Below are 15,305 nucleotides of genomic sequence, written 5' to 3' on the forward strand. Positions count from 1 at the left end.
CCCCCCCCCCCCCCCCCCCCCCCCCCCCCCCCCCCCCCCCCCCCCCCCCCCCCCCCCCCCCCCCCCCCCCCCCCCCCCCCCCCCCCCCCCCCCCCCCCCCCCCCCCCCGCCACAAAGACCGCAGGGACGGGAGCAGCTATACTACTCTCAGTAGTTAAGGGTCGCGGATTGGCCGCGTCACCGCTCTCAACAGGAGGTCTTTGTTTATGGCAGATCAAAAGCCGGTTGTCGGGATCATCATGGGTTCCAAGTCCGATCTGGGCGTTATGGAAGGCTGCACCGCCGAGCTCGAGGCGCTCGGTGTGCCCTATGAGCTCGTGATTGCCAGCGCGCACCGTACGCCGGCGAAGGTCCACGAGTGGGCTTCGACTGCCGCCGACCGTGGCATCAAGGTGATTATCGCCGCAGCCGGCAAGGCCGCGCATCTGGGCGGTGTCGTGGCTGCCTTTACGCCGCTGCCGGTTATCGGCGTGCCTATGAAGACGAGTGATCTGGGCGGCATGGATTCGCTGCTGTCTATGGTGCAGATGCCTTCGGGCGTGCCTGTGGCATGCGTTGCCATCAACGGCGCCAAGAACGCCGCCATCTACGCCACGCAGATTCTGGGTGCTTGCGATCCCGAGTATCGCGCAATTATCGAGAAGATGAAGCAGGAGATGGCTGACGCCTAAGCGTTCCGCCGTTTCATCGCAGTATAAGGAGAGCCATGTCCGATTATCAGGGAAAACGATTCAAGGCTTCTCAAGTTCCCGATCCGTCGAAGCCGGGTGCTACCCATGCGGCGCAGCAGGGTCGGACATCCTCTCCTCAGCAGCCGCGAGCGGCGCGTCCTGTGACGCCGGCGACGCACCGCCGCCAGGACACGCCGGCGGCGTATCGTCCCTCGTCTTATAGCGCAGCTAAGAAGCCACCCCGGTCTTCATCGCATGCCGCGCTGTCGGATTACACCGAACCGCCGCGCAAAAAGCGCAGTTCCGTTTTTCCCATCCTGCTCATCATTATCGGTGTCGGTCTGATCGTTGCCGCTGCCGCCATCTTTATCAATGCACAGATTGGCTACAAGCAGGCGAGCGATTCGTACCAAAAGATCGAGAAGCAGTACGTGAGCGATAAGGATGCGAGCGGTGTGCCGATTGTCGATTTTGACGCTCTTGCTAAGGCAAATCCCGAGATCGTGGGATGGATTTATGTGCCGGATACCAACATCAACTATCCCGTGGTGCAGGCCAAGGACAACTCTAAATACCTCAACACGCTGTTTGACGGTACGTCCAATGCATCGGGTGCGATTTTCTTGGACTTCGAAGATGTCGCGCCGGGCATGGTGGACCAGCAGACGACAATCTACGGCCACCATATGAACGACGGATCGATGTTTAATGTGATCTCGGACACCACCGACCAGGCGACGTTCGACAGCATCGAGTACGTGTACTACATCACGCGCGATGGCACGTATAAGCTGAGACCGCTGGCGACCAAGGTGGTTGAGGATACGTACTCCAAGGCGCGCGCGACCAACTTTGAGGGCGACGACGGGCTGACGAATTATCTGTCCGAGATGCTCGACGGTGCCTCTGCCGTGGCGAGCGATGCCACCGATCGTGCCGCTTCGGCAACCAAGGTCGTAACACTTGTGACCTGCCGCTCACTGTCATTTAGCAATACGCGCGCAGTCATGGTACTCACGCCGGTCGAGGAATAAGTGGTTCGAGAGTAGCTAATTTGGGACGGGGCTCTTTTAGCTACCCCGGATATGCAGAATGATTTTGCTGGGTTAGGTGACGGGGGTAGCTAAAAGAGCCCCGTCCCAAATTAGCTACTCGACGGCGGAAAAAGGAGAAATGATGCTTGAAAGCGGCAAATTGATGCCTTCGGTCGATGCGTGGCTGCGCGAAGCCAAGGCCGACGCTTCGGCGCCGGCGTGTGGCATGTACCTGACGCACAATGGCGTGGTGCGTGCGACACCCAAGTCCGAGGCGCGCGGTGTCGAGACCGATGGCGTGGCGCCGGGCCACAAGGTGGGCGGCGTGGTGTTTGGCTACGACGCCAGCAAGGTGCAGGCTGCCATCGAGGCGACGCGCGCGATGCCCGGCATCGGCTATGTGCGCGTATGGCTGGCGAGCGGCGAGCTTGCCGTGGGCGACGACATCATGCTCGTGCTCATTGGCGGAGACATTCGCCCGCATGTGGTCGATGCCCTGCAGGCGCTCGTCGGCACTATCAAGAACGAGTGCGTGAGCGAGGTCGAGCGCGAAGCGTAACGCCTAGCCGGCAACCCGTGTACGTCTATAGCAAAAGCCCGCTGGCAGCTCGTGTAGATCTGCCAGCGGGCTTTGGTGTGTTGGGGCTGTTTTGTGCCGGCGCTCGCTACACGCGTGTGGCGTCCTTGGGGCTCATGGTCATGCTCTGGAAGCGATTTTCCATATACTCGTTATCGAAGTACTTTCCGTAGAACTGCGCAACGGGAATATCGCTGGCCGTGCCGTTGACACGCTGGTACCAGTAGTCGAGCGATTGCAGCGTCATGACGCCGTCGACCAGCATGATGATGGTAAAGATGACGGTGGCTGAGTAGCGATTCTTCCAGGGAATCATGTTAATGAGCTTGAGCAATCTGGGCAGCAGCAGCTTGATCCAGATGAGTCCGCCCAGACCCCACAGGCAGGCGAAGCCCGTGCAGGTGCGACCGCCCGTAAGCACGGCGAGCGGATCGGGCATGCCAAAGAGCTTCATGTGCGAGTAGTTCCACGAGACCACACCGAACGAGGTCTGCATAAACCAGCCCACAAAGACCTCAAAGCTTGCGCCAAGCAGGGCGCTCACCAAAAAGATAATGATGGGGTTCTTTTTGTAGAAGCGGTTGAGCACCATGGTCATGAGTACGGCGCCAAATCCGTAGATGGGGCTGAAGGGGCCAAATAGCATGCCGGCGCGGTTCTGGTAGACGCCTGGATCGTCGACCGTCATGTGCCAGATGTCCTCCAGGATCAGACCGAGCACGCAGCAGACAAAGAATACCCAAAACAGGTTGAAGTAGTTGAGCTTGATGTAGCCCTCGCCGGTCTCATCGCGGCCGAGCATGCCCTCGGCGGCGGCGTCGCGATCGAGCATCTCCTGCAAGCGGCGCTGCAGTTCGCGCTCCTGACGAAGCGTTGGGTCAACAGTGGCCGAAAGCGCGACGAGGATGCCGAGCTGGATGGCGGGGCGCAGCAAGAACGGCCCGATACCCTGGAGCATCACGTCGACCAAAAGCTCAACGACGGTAAGTGCGATAAGGATATAGGACAGGCGCGCGGCGTTGCGGCGCTGGTTCTTGATGAGGTCCAGGCCAAAGATGATCAAGATGACCGCGCTCGCCGCCGAGAGCATGATGCCGGCGACGATAAGGCCGACCGCGACGAGCGTGTTGTCGCCGAGCTTGGCGGCGGCGTTGCCGTTGATGAGCGCGGTGATGACCTGCCACATAAAGGCGCCGACCGAAGGGAGCGTGCCTACGCCGGACAGGATGCACAGGACGGCGTACACCTTAATGATGAGGGGAATCTTCTTGACCTCCGTGGCGCTGGGGACGCTGGGGTCGAGTTCGTTTCGATCCATACGGAACCTTTCTCGTTTTGTTGTAGGTTACAAGGATACGCCGCCGACCTGCTTAAAGACAGGACGAATGGCCCAATTGCAGCAATGTAAGCCCTAACGGTGGGCGAGACGCGTCGCGACGGAAACATACGGGACCTTTGGCCCCGAGGGCGGGTTGCCCGATAAAATGTTTGGCCGCAAAACGGATTATAAGCTCGGTGGGCTTTTAAAAACCGCTGTTCATGCGCGGGAGTGCTTGTCTTGCCGTGCGTATAATAGGGCAAGTAACGCCAAATAACGAGGCTCTGAGGGGATGCCATGTCTCAAGAAACCATCCGCGCGGCCGAGCGTGCTACGGGACGGCTGACGACCATGTCGACGTATGATCCGGACTCCGACCAGCTGCATGAGGAATGCGGCATCTTTGGTGTGTGGGCACCCGATCGCGACGTGGCTCGACTGACGTACTTTGGTCTGCGTGCGCTGCAGCATCGCGGCCAGGAATCGGCGGGAATCGCCGTGGGCGATGGCGGCACGGTTATGGTTCGCAAAGACCTGGGACTGCTCGATCGCGTGTTCTCCAACGCCGACCTGTCGACGCTCTCCGGCCAGTTGGCTGTGGGCCACGTGCGCTATGGCACCGCCGGCGCCAAGAGCTGGGAAGCCTCGCAGCCGCATCTTTCCACCATCAACAGCGTCATCATCGCGCTTGCGCACAACGGCACCCTGGTTAACACTGACGAGCTGCGCCGCCAGCTGATCGAGCTCGGCGTGCCGTTCCTCTCCAATTCGGATTCCGAGGTCGCGACCAAGCTCATTGGCTACTTTACCCAGTGTACGGGCCACCTGCGCGAGGGCATTCGCAAGACCATGGAGCTCGTGCGCGGCGGCTACGCCATGACGCTCATCAACGAGCAGGCACTCTACGCTTTCCGCGACCCGCATGGCATTCGTCCGCTGGTGCTGGGCAAGCTCGTGGACGAGGGCCTGGACCAGGCCGACGCCGCATCCGTTTCGCAGCTACCGTCGCAAGACGACGCCGCGAGGGTCGACGCTGCCGCTCATGTCACGCGCGCTGGCGGCTGGGTCGTTGCCTCCGAGACATGTGCACTCGATATCGTGGGCGCCGAGTATGTCCGTGATGTCCGCCCCGGCGAGATCTTGCGCATCAGTGCCGAGGGCCTGGTATCCGAGCAGGGTGTGCCCGCTGCCAAAGAGCCCGCTAACTGCATCTTTGAGCAGGTCTACTTTGCCCGCCCCGACTCCATCATGAATGGCAAGAGCGTCTACGCCTGCCGTTACGACATGGGTCGTCAGCTGGCACACGAGGAGCCCGTCGATGCCGACCTGGTCATCGGCGTGCCCGACTCCGGTCTGCCGCCTGCGGAGGGTTATTCGCGCGAGAGCGGCATTCCCTTTGGCGAGGGCCTCATCAAGAATCGCTATGTGGGCCGTACGTTTATCGAGCCCACGCAGGAGCTGCGTGCCATGGGCGTGCGCATGAAGCTCAATCCACTGCGCGACAATATCGAGGGCAAGCGCCTGGTCGTCATCGACGACTCCATCGTTCGCGGCACCACCATGGTGCAGCTCGTCAAGATGCTGCGCAACGCCGGTGCCAAGGAGATTCACATCCGCATCAACTCGCCCGAGGTCATCTGGCCGTGCTTCTACGGCATCGATACCGACGTGCAGTCGCAGCTCATCAGCGCTAACAAGACGGTCGATGAGATCTGCGAGTACATTGGCGCCGATTCGCTGGCCTTCCTTTCGGTCGAGGGCCTGCTGAAGGTCATGCCCAAGGGCGGCTACTGCGATGCGTGCTTTACCGGCCGTTATCCCGTGGCGATTCCCGAGAGCTTTGGCCGCGACAAGTTTATGGAGGGCTTTAAGCCCCGCAACCTGGATAAGCCGCTGCACTTTGGCGACGACGCCGTGGTCGAGAAATACGATGACCGCAGCTGGGAAGAGAAGCACGGCGAGGCCTAAAACCTGCCATTTAGGGACAGGTTTATTTTGGTAGGTTTTACCTGCTGTTTTGTTGATTTGGCGGCGCGCGTTGTTACCGTGTGCGCCAACTTGAGGGCAACTATGGGCACTGTTTGGCGTCTGTGTGTCAAACGGTAGTGGGAGAGGAAGGCTCAGATGAGCGACAGCAAGCATGTGACGTATGAGGATGCCGGCGTCGACACCGCCGAGGGCGGCCGCGCCGTCGACGCTATTAAGCAAATGGTTAAGGATACCAACCGTCCCGAGGTTATCGGCGGCATCGGTGGCTTTGGCGGCCTGTTCTCGGCCGCCGCGCTTAAGGATATGGAAGACCCGATCCTGATCAGCGGTACCGACGGCGTGGGCACCAAGCTCGTCCTCGCCCAGATCATGGACCGTCACGAGACGGTGGGCCAGGACCTGGTCGCCATGTGCGTCAACGACATTTTGGCTTCGGGCGCCGAGCCGCTCTTCTTTTTGGACTATGTTGCCATCGGCCACATCGAGGCCGAGCACATGGCAAAGATCATCAAGGGCGTGGCAGACGGCTGCAAGCTCGCGGGCTGCGCGCTCGTGGGCGGCGAGATGGCCGAGCACCCGGGCGTCATGGCTCCCGCCGACTACGACCTCGCCGGCTTTACCGTGGGTGTCGTCGACCGTCCCAAGATGCTCGACCCCGCCAACGTCCGCCCCGGCGACGTGATTCTGGGCCTTCCCTCCACCGGCGTGCACTCCAACGGCTACTCGCTCGTGCGTAAGGTCATCGGCGTTGACGGCATCAAGCCTGGTACGCCCGAGGCCGCCGCTAAGGCCGAGGAGCTGAGCCGTCCGATCGAGGAACTCGGCGGCGCATCACTGGCAGACGCTCTGCTGGCTCCCACGCGCATCTACGTCAAGCCGATTCTTGAGCTGCTCCGCGGCGGCGCTCCGGTGCACGCCATCGCCCATATCACCGGCGGCGGCATCACCGAGAACCTTAACCGTGCGCTGGCCGACGACGTCGACGCCGTGGTCACCCGCAATGGCGCCGAGATGGGCTGGGACATTCCGCCCGTCATCACCTATGTTTCGCGCCAGGCCGAGCTTACGCCCAACGAGGCATGCAAGACCTTCAACATGGGCGTCGGCCTGTGCCTGATTGTCGCTCCCGAAGACGAGGCCGCGGTAACCGATGCCCTGGTCGCGCTGGGCGAGAAGCCGTTCCGCGTGGGCGAATGCGTCGAGGGCTCCGGTAAGGTCGTGTACTCCGATGAGCGCTAACGAGCAGATGGCTGCCGCCGAGGGCCTGGGTTTTGTGCCCTACACCCGTCCGACCGGCACCGATACCACCGAGCCGCTCAAGATCGGCGTGCTCATCAGCGGTTCGGGCACCAACCTACAGGCGTTGATCGACCTGATCGCCGCCGGCAAGCTCAATGCTTCGATCGAGCTCGTGGTGTCGAGCCGTCCTTCGGCCAAGGGCCTGCAGCGTGCAGAGCGTGCGGGTATCCAGACGCTGACGCTCTCCAAGGATGTCTACGCCGACCCTATCGCCGCCGACGAGATTATTGCGCACGAGCTTCTCGAGCGCGGCTGCGAGTATGTGGTCATGGCTGGCTACATGCGCATGGTGCATACGCCGCTGCTGGCGGCGTTCCCCAACCGCGTTGTCAATCTGCATCCGGCGCTGCTGCCGAGCTTTACCGGTGCGCATGCGATCGACGATGCCTTTACGCGCGGCGTCAAGGTGACCGGTGTGACCGTGCATTTTGCCAACGAGATCTACGACAACGGTCCCATCATCGCCCAGCGCGCGCTGGCCGTTGAGGAAGGCTGGGACGTCGACACACTCGAGGAGCACATTCACGCGATCGAGCACGTGCTGTATCCCGAAGTCGTGCAGATGCTCGCTGACGGCCGCGTCCACGTGCTGGAGAGCGGTAAGGTGGCAATTGATCCGGCGCGCCGTCGTGCGTAAAAGGATTCGCCTGGTTTTCCTTGCAATGTAAACTATCAAAAAAGCTGATTGGGGCATATGGAATCACATGTGCCCCAATCAGCTTAATACACCTCTTTGATTTTGGGCTTTGGATAACGTGACGGGCACCATTCCCATTCCAAGAAATCCGATAGGGCCTCGTCCGTGTGTGGGCGGGGCCCTTTTGCGTGGCCTTTTATGTTTGCTATACTGCTAGCAAGTAGAGAGGAGCCGCTATGGGTACAGCGACGGTGCAGCTCAATACGCGAATCGATCCTATGCTCAAAGCTGGTGGCGATGCGGTCCTGGCTCGCAATGGATTGGGGCCGAGCGATGCCGTTCGTGCGCTTTGGGCTTATCTTGTCGAGCATCAAGCGTTGCCGGGATTCATGGTGACGGATAAGTGCGAGGCACCCCGTGCGGAGAGTCTGGCCGAGCAGGGATGTGGCCTGGCTTTTTCTTCGTTGGGGCTACGTGCTTCGGATTTTGCGCCAGCTGAATCATCTGCGGAAGACTGGGATGCCGTACGAGATGATATGTATGACGCGATGATTGCCGACACCGAGGCGAATTGCCGATGATTGAGGCAAAGCATCTCTTGGTGGATACGAACGTTTGGCTCGATTATTACCTGCAAGAGGGGGCGTTCGACGAAGCGAAGAGATTAGTTGAACTGGCCGAGGCGGGAAAGATTGACCTTCTGTACGCGCCCACGACGGTAAAGGATGTGTTCTATATCCTGCCTCGGCGTCTGGCCCGGCGGAATGCGAATGGGATTAACGTTTCGTTTGCCTCGGCGTCATGGGCCTGCATCGAGCACATGATGCAGGTGGCAACTGCCTCTCCGCTTTCGTTGGCGGAGTGCGAGATGGCGCGCATGCTTGGCAAGCGCATGCCGGATCTCGAAGACAACCTTATCATCGCTTCGGGCGAGACGGCAGATGTTGACTACGTGGTCACGAGCGATCGGCGCATGCTGGAGGCGATGCCCGAGGTGTGCTTGACGCCTGCCCGCGCACTCGAGATGATTGGGATCCTCGGCTAACCTTGCCTGTCTGGTTTCGCTATCATATGGGGCATTGTGAACCTCATGCAACTTTGGAGGATGGTATGGCGGATAACGCCGAGATGCTATTCGCGCCTGAGCTGGTGTTTTTTGATTGGGAGTGCGCGACGCCGGATGAGGTGTTTGCGCGACTCGAGGGCGAGCTTGCTCCGCGCGGCTACATTGCGTCCGGTTGGCTCGATGCCGTCCGTACGCGCGAGGACATCTATCCCACGGGCCTCGCCATGCCGGTGGCCAATATTGCCATTCCGCATACCGATCCGGGGTTTGTGGCTAAGCCCTATATCGCGGTGATTAAGCCCTCCGCGCCCGTGACGTTCAATGCTATGGCGGGCATGGGTGCCCCCGTGCCGGCGCAGATCATCATCAATCTGGGTATTGCCGAGCCGGGCGGCCAGGTCGAGGCTCTGCAAGCGCTTATGAATATCTTTATGGATGCTGACGCCGCAGCCGACGTGCTCGGCCAGACTTCGTCCCAGGGCATGGTCGACGCCATCCGCCGCCACTTCTAGGGCCGGCATTTGGGGACTGTCCCTAACTGCCGGCAGAAAAGGAACGTCCCCAGCTGTCGGAGCTGTCCCCTTTGCACCAAAATGGTGCAGATTGACCTGTCTCCCATGCACCAGGTGTGCCGCGGGGCTGCGTTGTGACACAATGACGTTTGTTCGATTCGTGATGCGAAAGGCCAACTATGGCAAACAAGAAAAAGAACCCAGAGGCCGCACCGACGCCCGAGCAACGGTCCCGCGCCGCCTCCAGCTCTCGCAAGAAGCAGCGCAAGACCTATGTGTCCAAGACCGTCAAGATCGTTCTGGTGGTTATCGGCGTGCTGGCAATGCTGCTTTCCGTCTCGGCCATGGCGTGCTCCGGTTTGATGTCGCAGACCGAGAACAATAACTCGGGTTACAAACTGACCGGCGGTGTGGCTGCTACCGTCAACGGAACCAATCTCACCGAGGACACCGTAACCAAGCAGATCATGAGCATGCGCACGTCCTATGGCTACACCAAGGACAAGGATTGGGCGCAGTACCTGGTCAATAACGACCTGACGCCCAAGAAGTACCGCAAACAGCTCATCGATTCCTATACGCAGCAGATTCTGCTCCAGCAGGCGCAGAAGGAGAACGGCGTGACGGTTTCGGACGAGGAAGTAGAGAAGGCTTGGAAGGACGCCTGCAAGAGCGCGGGCGGCGCCAAGACCTTTAAGGAGACCCTTAAGACCTACGGCTATACCGAGGACACCTACAAGGACTCGCTCAAGGAGAGCCTGGCGCAGCAGAAGCTTAAGGATACCGTTGCTCCCACCAGCAAGCCCAAGGACAGCGAGATTGTCGATTACATTAACGAGAACCTGTCTAACTACAACGATGCCCGCCGCTCGTCGAACATCCTGATCAAGGTTGATTCCGACGCTTCGGACGAGGACAAGGCCGCCGCCAAGGCCAAGGCGCAGGAGTGCCTGGATAAGATCAACTCCGGCGAGCTGAGCTTTGAGGATGCCGTGAAGCAGTATTCCGACGACACCGGTTCCAAGGAGAAGAAGGGTGACGTGGGCTGGGATAAGCTCACTACCTTTGTCGACAGCTACCAGACGGCGCTCGAGGGCCTTAACAAGGGCGATGTGAGCGATGTGGTCGAGTCGACGTATGGCTACCACATCATCAAGTGCACCGACTACTTCCATGTCGATGGCCAGGTCGATGACATCAATCAGGTGCCCAAGGCTATTAAGAAGTACGTTTCCAATGTGGTGAAGACCCAGGCATCGGGCACGGCATACAACGAGTGGCTGGAGAAGTACACGAAGGATGCCGACATTACCGTCAACCCCATGCCCAAGGACGTGCCCTATAACGTAAGCCTGAAGGGCGTCACCAAGAGCTCGACCGACGATTCGTCGACGACTGAGTAATCAAGGGGCGGTGCTCGTGCGAGTGCCGCCCACACTATTGAGGAGGATTTGCAGATGACCAACGAAGAGCTGCAGCAGGAAATGATTGCCGCCATGAAGGCCAAGGACAAGGTTCGCCTGTCTATCATTCGCCAGGTCAAGGCCGAGGTTAAGAACATCGAGGTCAACGAGCGCCGCGACGTGACCGAGGAAGACGTCAACAGCATGATCAAGCGTCTGATTAAGCAGACAAGCGAGACGTTGGAGATGTCCATCAAAGCCGGTACCGATCAAGATCGTACCGACAACCTGACCGAGCAGGTCAAGATTCTGGAGAGCCTACTGCCCGCCCAGGTTTCGGGCGAGGAGCTCGAGGCTCTGATTGAGCAGGTCATCGCCGAGCTGGGCGCCACGTCCAAGAAGCAGATGGGCCAGGTTATGGGGGCGCTCGGCAAGGCCACCGGCGGCAACTTCGATAAACCGGCCGCGGCAAAGATCGTCGGCGGCAAACTCGCGTAATTTGTTACGCGGTTTTACCAAACCGCGTAACGGCTCGACGCTGCAAACCCGTACACGCGGCAATCTGACGTTCAATTTCAAGGGCGCGACCATGAGGTCTGCGCCCTTTCATTTCACGTCACCTTGCTCGCGTGTACGGGTTTTCGCTGACTTATGCTCAACAAGGGCGGTTGTATTATTTTCGGGTCTTGAGGGGCGCGGCCGTCATGGTCGCGCCCCTTTTTGCTGGGCTGGGTACTCATTTAAGCCTGTCCCCAATGAGTGGTCCCCAATGAGTGGGTTAAAGGTTGCGGGTTCTTTACGGGAATGCAGTGTGGGCTGCGGAAACGTGGTTCTTTCCGTAAAATAGAGCAATTCGTGTAAGCACAGGGAAGGGATATTCATGGCAGACATGATCGAGATCAAGCATCTCAACAAGTACTTTGGCGACCTGCATGTGCTCAAAGATATCAACCTCACCGTCAAGCGCGGCGAGAAGCTCGTAATGATCGGGCCTTCCGGCTCGGGCAAGTCCACGCTCATCCGTTGCGTCGATTATCTGGAGGAGCCCACGTCGGGCGAGGTCATCATCGACGGTACGCCGCTCACCAAGAAGAATCATCTGGAGATGGCTCGTAAGTACAGCTCCATGGTGTTTCAGCAGTTCAACCTATATCCCAACATGACGGTGCTGGGCAACCTGACGCTCGCGCCCATCAAGCTGCAAAAGAAGAGTAAGGAGGAGGCGACCGAGATCGCCATCGCCGCGCTCAAGCGCGTCGGCATGGCGCATAAGGCCGGCGAGTATCCGCAGAACCTCTCGGGCGGTCAGCAGCAGCGCATCGCCATTGCCCGTGCCCTGTGCACCAAGCAGCCCATCATCCTGTTTGACGAGCCGACCTCGGCACTCGACCCCGAGATGGTCCAGGAAGTCCTGGACGTTATGATTGAGCTCGCGCAGGAGGATATCACCATGATCTGCGTGACGCACGAGATGGGCTTTGCGCGCCAGGTGGCCGACCGCGTCATCTTTATGGAGGACGGCCGCATCCTGGAGGAGGGCACACCCGAGCACTTCTTCGATAACCCCGAGAACCCGCGCTGCCGCGAGTTTCTGTCCAAGATTCTGCACTAGGCGCGGTGATGGACATGACGGATATGACGAGGGCGGCCGTGTCGCGCCGCCACTTTTTGCAGCTGGCGGGCGCCGGTATGCTCGCGCTGACGGGGACCGCGCTTACCGGTTGCGGCAACTCCACCGGCGGCGAGGACTCCGACAAGGGGTCTAAGCTTGCGGCCATCAAGTCGCGTGGCCATCTGAATGCCGGCGTTAAGAAGGACGTTCCCGGCTACGGCTATTACGACACCGCCAAGGGCCGCTTTGAGGGCATGGAGGTCGATTTGTGCTACCAGATCGCCGCTGCCGTCTTTGGCGTGAGCTACAAGGAGGCCCGTGCCCAGGAGCTTGTCGAGTTTACTGACGTAACGCCCAAGACGCGCGGCCCGCTGATCGATAACGGCCAGCTCGACGTGGTCGCGGCGACCTACACCATCACCGACGAGCGCAAGAAGAGCTGGGATTTCTCGACGCCGTACCGCACCGACTACGTGGGACTCATGGTCAAGAAACGTTCGGGCTTTACCTCGATTGAGGACCTGGACGGCAAAGTCATTGGCGTGAGCCAGGGTGCAACCACGCAGGGCCTGATCGAGCAGATGATCAAGGACAACGGCTTTAGCTGCGATCCCGAGTTTAGGGCCTTTAGCGGCTACCCCATCATCAAGAGTTCGCTCGATGCCGGCAACATCGACGTCTTTGCCATGGACCGCTCCACGCTGGCCGGTTACATGAACGAGACCGTTGAGCTGCTGCAACCCGAGGTCAAGTTTGGCGAGCAGGGCTACGGCGTGGCGACCAAGAAGGGCTGCGATCTTTCGGCCGTGGTCGATCAGGTGATATGCGATCGCCTGGCCGACGGCTGGCTCGACCAAGAGGTTAAGACCTGGGGTCTTGTATAGGCGCATCGTCCAAGGAAGGAATCAAATGCTCGAAGGATTGTTTGACGCCGACCGCTGGTCGACGACATTCCAAAACATGGGGCCCTTCTGGGAGGGCTTTGGCGTGACGATGCAGGTGGTCGTTGCCGGCCTGCTGCTGTCGCTGGTGTTGGGCACGCTGCTGGGCGTGTTCTCTACCACTCGTTCTCGCGTTCTGCGCGCCATAAGCCGCGTGTACGTGGAGTTTTACCAGAACACCCCGCTGCCCGTGCAGGTGCTCTTTATGTACATGGCCGGTCCGCAGTTTTTGCAGGCCATAACCGGTGCCGACCAGCCGGTGCGTATCGCGCCGTTTGTACTGGGCTTCTTGGGTGTGGGCCTGTATCACGCTGCCTACATTTCGGAGGTCATCCGTACCGGTATCGAGGCCGTTCCGCGTGGCCAGATGGAGGCGGCCCAGAGCCAGGGCTTCACCCGTGCGCAGGCATACTGCTACATCGTGCTGCCCCAGACGTTCAAGATCATTCTGCCGCCGCTGTGTAACCAGGCACTCAACCTGGTCAAAAACACGTCGGTGCTGGCGCTTGTGGCCGGCGGCGACCTTATGTACCGTTCCGACAACTTTGTGAGTCTGTACGGTTACCTGCAGGGATACATCGTCTGCTGCCTTATGTATTTCATCATCTGCTTTCCGCTCGCCATGCTGGTGCAGTGGCTCGAGCGCCGCTCCAAGGAGCGCCCGCGCGGCATGAGCCTGGCCGAGCTGGGGCTCGACAACGTAGAGGAGGCCTAGCGCATGGAAATCTTCAACGCGACCAACCTGCTCTACATTTGGGGCGGCTTTGTTAAGACGATCGAGATCTCGGCGCTGTCGATCTTTTTCTCGCTCATCTTTGGCACGGTGCTGGCGCTCGTTAAAAGCTACGCGCCCCGTCCATTCCGTATTTTGGTGAGCGCCTATATCGAGCTGTTCCGTTGCACGCCAAACTTGCTGTGGATCCTGTTTATCTACTTTACGGTGCAGGGTTTGGACATTGTGATTTCGACCATCGCCTTTACGCTGTTTACCAGCGCTGTTATGGCCGAGATTGTGCGTGGCGGCCTCAACTCGATTCCACGCGGCCAGTTTGAGGCGGCGCAGAGCCAGGGCTTTGGCTTCTTTGCCACCATGCGCTATATCATTCTGCCGCAGACGTTTAAGACGATCATTCCGGCGCTGTTTAGCCAGTGCACGACCGTCATCAAGGACAGTTCGTATCTTTCGGGCATTAACGTGGCCGAGCTCATGTACACGGCAAACGTCGTGATGGCCCACGCGATCGACCTGTCGCAGGTGCTTATGCTCTACGGCCTGGTGTTTGCGATGTACTTTGTGCTCAACTTTGGTATCTCGCTGCTGGTGAGGGCATATCAGCGCCGCATCGTGGCCGCATAGTCCTGCTTCCCCAAGCACGGCACCTTGCCCCTCAATCGTCGCTTGCGTACATTTAGTACGCGGCGCTCCTCTTTCGGGGCAATCTGCCGCACTTGGGAAACCAGGACGAAGGTGGGGGCAAAATGAATGTGACAAAGGGACTGTCCCTTTGTCACATAGAGAAAGGAATCGCGATGAGCGATCTGGAGAACAAGAAGAATCCTGTGGTCATTACCATCGCGCGCGACTTTGGCGCCGAGGGCCACGAGATTGGCCGCATGCTTGCCAACGAGTTGGGAATTCCGCTGTACGACAACGAGCTGCTGGTGCGTGCGTCGATGCGCGCGGGTGAGTCGCTCGATAAGATGGCCGCCTATGACGAGCGTCTGGCCGTGGAGAACATGGCGTTTCTGCCCGACCGCTACGATGCGCGTTCGTACTCGGACAAGTTGTTCCAAAAGATGAGCCAGGTGATTTTGGATCTGGGTGAGACCGAGAGCTGCATTATCGAGGGTCGCCTGTCCGATTACCTGCTGCGTAACAACCCTAATCACATTGCCGTGTTGGTGACCGCACCCTTTGAGGACCGCGTCGAGATCGTGCGCAAGAAGCGTGGGCTCAACAAAAAGAAGGGCGCCAAGCTGGTCAAGCAGCAGCAGAAGGCACGCGAGGCGTTCTATAAGCGCTACAGCGCCGGAAAGTGGAAGATGACGAGCGGCAAGGATATCGTCGTCAACCGCGCCAAGCTGGGCCGCGAGGGCTGCAAAGACGTCATAGCCGCTGCCTACCGCTACAAGGTGGCGCAGCTCGAAGGCTAGCCGATCAAAAGCCATCACAAAGGGGACGGGCACCTTTGTGATGGTCGGGCGGCCGGCATAGAAAAAGTCCCCGCCGGGCGTGTGCCCGACGG

At 59.7% G+C, this 15,305-nt stretch carries 17 protein-coding genes; 16 read left to right on the forward strand and 1 reads right to left on the reverse strand.

Annotated elements, in window-relative coordinates:
- Window positions 1-206: 206 nt before the first annotated feature.
- The 3 genes from purE (at window position 207) to ACTNBB_RS03855 (ending at window position 2,264) form a co-directional block, all read left to right on the forward strand.
- Complete coding sequence (gene purE, locus ACTNBB_RS03845) at window positions 207-671, forward strand: 5-(carboxyamino)imidazole ribonucleotide mutase (RefSeq protein WP_154516732.1); 465 nt, start codon at window positions 207-209, stop codon at window positions 669-671.
- A gap of 35 nt (window positions 672-706) precedes the next feature.
- Complete coding sequence (locus tag ACTNBB_RS03850; RefSeq protein ID WP_441057972.1) at window positions 707-1,705, forward strand: sortase domain-containing protein; 999 nt, start codon at window positions 707-709, stop codon at window positions 1,703-1,705.
- A gap of 142 nt (window positions 1,706-1,847) precedes the next feature.
- Complete coding sequence (locus tag ACTNBB_RS03855; RefSeq protein WP_154516726.1) at window positions 1,848-2,264, forward strand: molybdenum cofactor biosynthesis protein MoaE; 417 nt, start codon at window positions 1,848-1,850, stop codon at window positions 2,262-2,264.
- Between the two features lie 106 nt (window positions 2,265-2,370).
- Here the strand turns inward: ACTNBB_RS03855 and ACTNBB_RS03860 are convergent, their stop codons facing one another.
- The gene (locus ACTNBB_RS03860) at window positions 2,371-3,600 is read right to left on the reverse strand and encodes a putative ABC transporter permease (RefSeq protein WP_441015242.1); all 1,230 of its coding nucleotides are present in this window, start codon (window positions 3,598-3,600) and stop codon (window positions 2,371-2,373) included.
- 297 nt (window positions 3,601-3,897) lie between these two features.
- On the opposite strand from ACTNBB_RS03860, the gene ACTNBB_RS03865 reads away from it, so the two are divergent.
- The 13 genes from ACTNBB_RS03865 to ACTNBB_RS03925 all read left to right on the forward strand — a co-directional run bounded on the left by ACTNBB_RS03865 (window position 3,898) and on the right by ACTNBB_RS03925 (window position 15,213).
- A complete protein-coding gene (locus ACTNBB_RS03865) occupies window positions 3,898-5,568 on the forward strand; it encodes an amidophosphoribosyltransferase (RefSeq protein WP_441048755.1) in 1,671 nt (556 codons plus the stop codon).
- A gap of 156 nt (window positions 5,569-5,724) precedes the next feature.
- Window positions 5,725-6,828 (forward strand): phosphoribosylformylglycinamidine cyclo-ligase, encoded by a 1,104-nt coding sequence (gene purM / locus ACTNBB_RS03870; RefSeq protein ID WP_441056397.1) that lies wholly within the window; start codon window positions 5,725-5,727, stop codon window positions 6,826-6,828.
- Window positions 6,818-7,525, forward strand: coding sequence for a phosphoribosylglycinamide formyltransferase (gene purN / locus ACTNBB_RS03875; RefSeq protein WP_441056398.1), 708 nt, complete (start codon window positions 6,818-6,820; stop codon window positions 7,523-7,525). The genes purM and purN overlap by 11 nt, the downstream gene beginning before the upstream one ends.
- A 236-nt stretch (window positions 7,526-7,761) precedes the next feature.
- Window positions 7,762-8,106 (forward strand): type II toxin-antitoxin system RelB/DinJ family antitoxin, encoded by a 345-nt coding sequence (locus tag ACTNBB_RS03880; RefSeq protein ID WP_441056399.1) that lies wholly within the window; start codon window positions 7,762-7,764, stop codon window positions 8,104-8,106.
- The gene (locus ACTNBB_RS03885) at window positions 8,103-8,570 is read left to right on the forward strand and encodes a PIN domain-containing protein (RefSeq protein WP_427793750.1); all 468 of its coding nucleotides are present in this window, start codon (window positions 8,103-8,105) and stop codon (window positions 8,568-8,570) included. Before ACTNBB_RS03880 ends, ACTNBB_RS03885 begins: the two co-directional genes overlap by 4 nt.
- A 65-nt stretch (window positions 8,571-8,635) precedes the next feature.
- Window positions 8,636-9,103 (forward strand): PTS sugar transporter subunit IIA, encoded by a 468-nt coding sequence (locus ACTNBB_RS03890; RefSeq protein ID WP_441056400.1) that lies wholly within the window; start codon window positions 8,636-8,638, stop codon window positions 9,101-9,103.
- 179 nt (window positions 9,104-9,282) lie between these two features.
- Complete coding sequence (locus ACTNBB_RS03895) at window positions 9,283-10,506, forward strand: peptidylprolyl isomerase (protein ID WP_441056401.1); 1,224 nt, start codon at window positions 9,283-9,285, stop codon at window positions 10,504-10,506.
- A 54-nt stretch (window positions 10,507-10,560) separates the two neighbouring features.
- Entirely contained in the window at window positions 10,561-11,004 is a 444-nt protein-coding gene (locus tag ACTNBB_RS03900; protein WP_427795123.1) for a GatB/YqeY domain-containing protein, read from the forward strand.
- 382 nt (window positions 11,005-11,386) lie between these two features.
- Window positions 11,387-12,118 carry an amino acid ABC transporter ATP-binding protein gene (locus tag ACTNBB_RS03905; RefSeq protein ID WP_055251548.1) on the forward strand — a complete coding sequence of 244 codons (732 nt, stop codon included), beginning with the start codon at window positions 11,387-11,389 and terminating at the stop codon, window positions 12,116-12,118.
- Between the two features lie 8 nt (window positions 12,119-12,126).
- A complete protein-coding gene (locus ACTNBB_RS03910) occupies window positions 12,127-13,002 on the forward strand; it encodes a transporter substrate-binding domain-containing protein (RefSeq protein WP_441056402.1) in 876 nt (291 codons plus the stop codon).
- Window positions 13,003-13,027: 25 nt separating this feature from the next.
- Window positions 13,028-13,774, forward strand: coding sequence for an amino acid ABC transporter permease (locus tag ACTNBB_RS03915; protein ID WP_441033137.1), 747 nt, complete (start codon window positions 13,028-13,030; stop codon window positions 13,772-13,774).
- Between the two features lie 3 nt (window positions 13,775-13,777).
- Window positions 13,778-14,416, forward strand: coding sequence for an amino acid ABC transporter permease (locus ACTNBB_RS03920; RefSeq protein WP_055285379.1), 639 nt, complete (start codon window positions 13,778-13,780; stop codon window positions 14,414-14,416).
- A gap of 173 nt (window positions 14,417-14,589) precedes the next feature.
- On the forward strand, window positions 14,590-15,213 hold the full coding sequence (locus ACTNBB_RS03925; protein ID WP_427717988.1) for an AAA family ATPase: 624 nt from the start codon (window positions 14,590-14,592) through the stop codon (window positions 15,211-15,213).
- Window positions 15,214-15,305 lie beyond the last annotated feature (92 nt).

This window comes from Collinsella sp. HCP28S3_B9 (genome assembly GCF_052066095.1).
Lineage (GTDB): Bacteria > Actinomycetota > Coriobacteriia > Coriobacteriales > Coriobacteriaceae > Collinsella.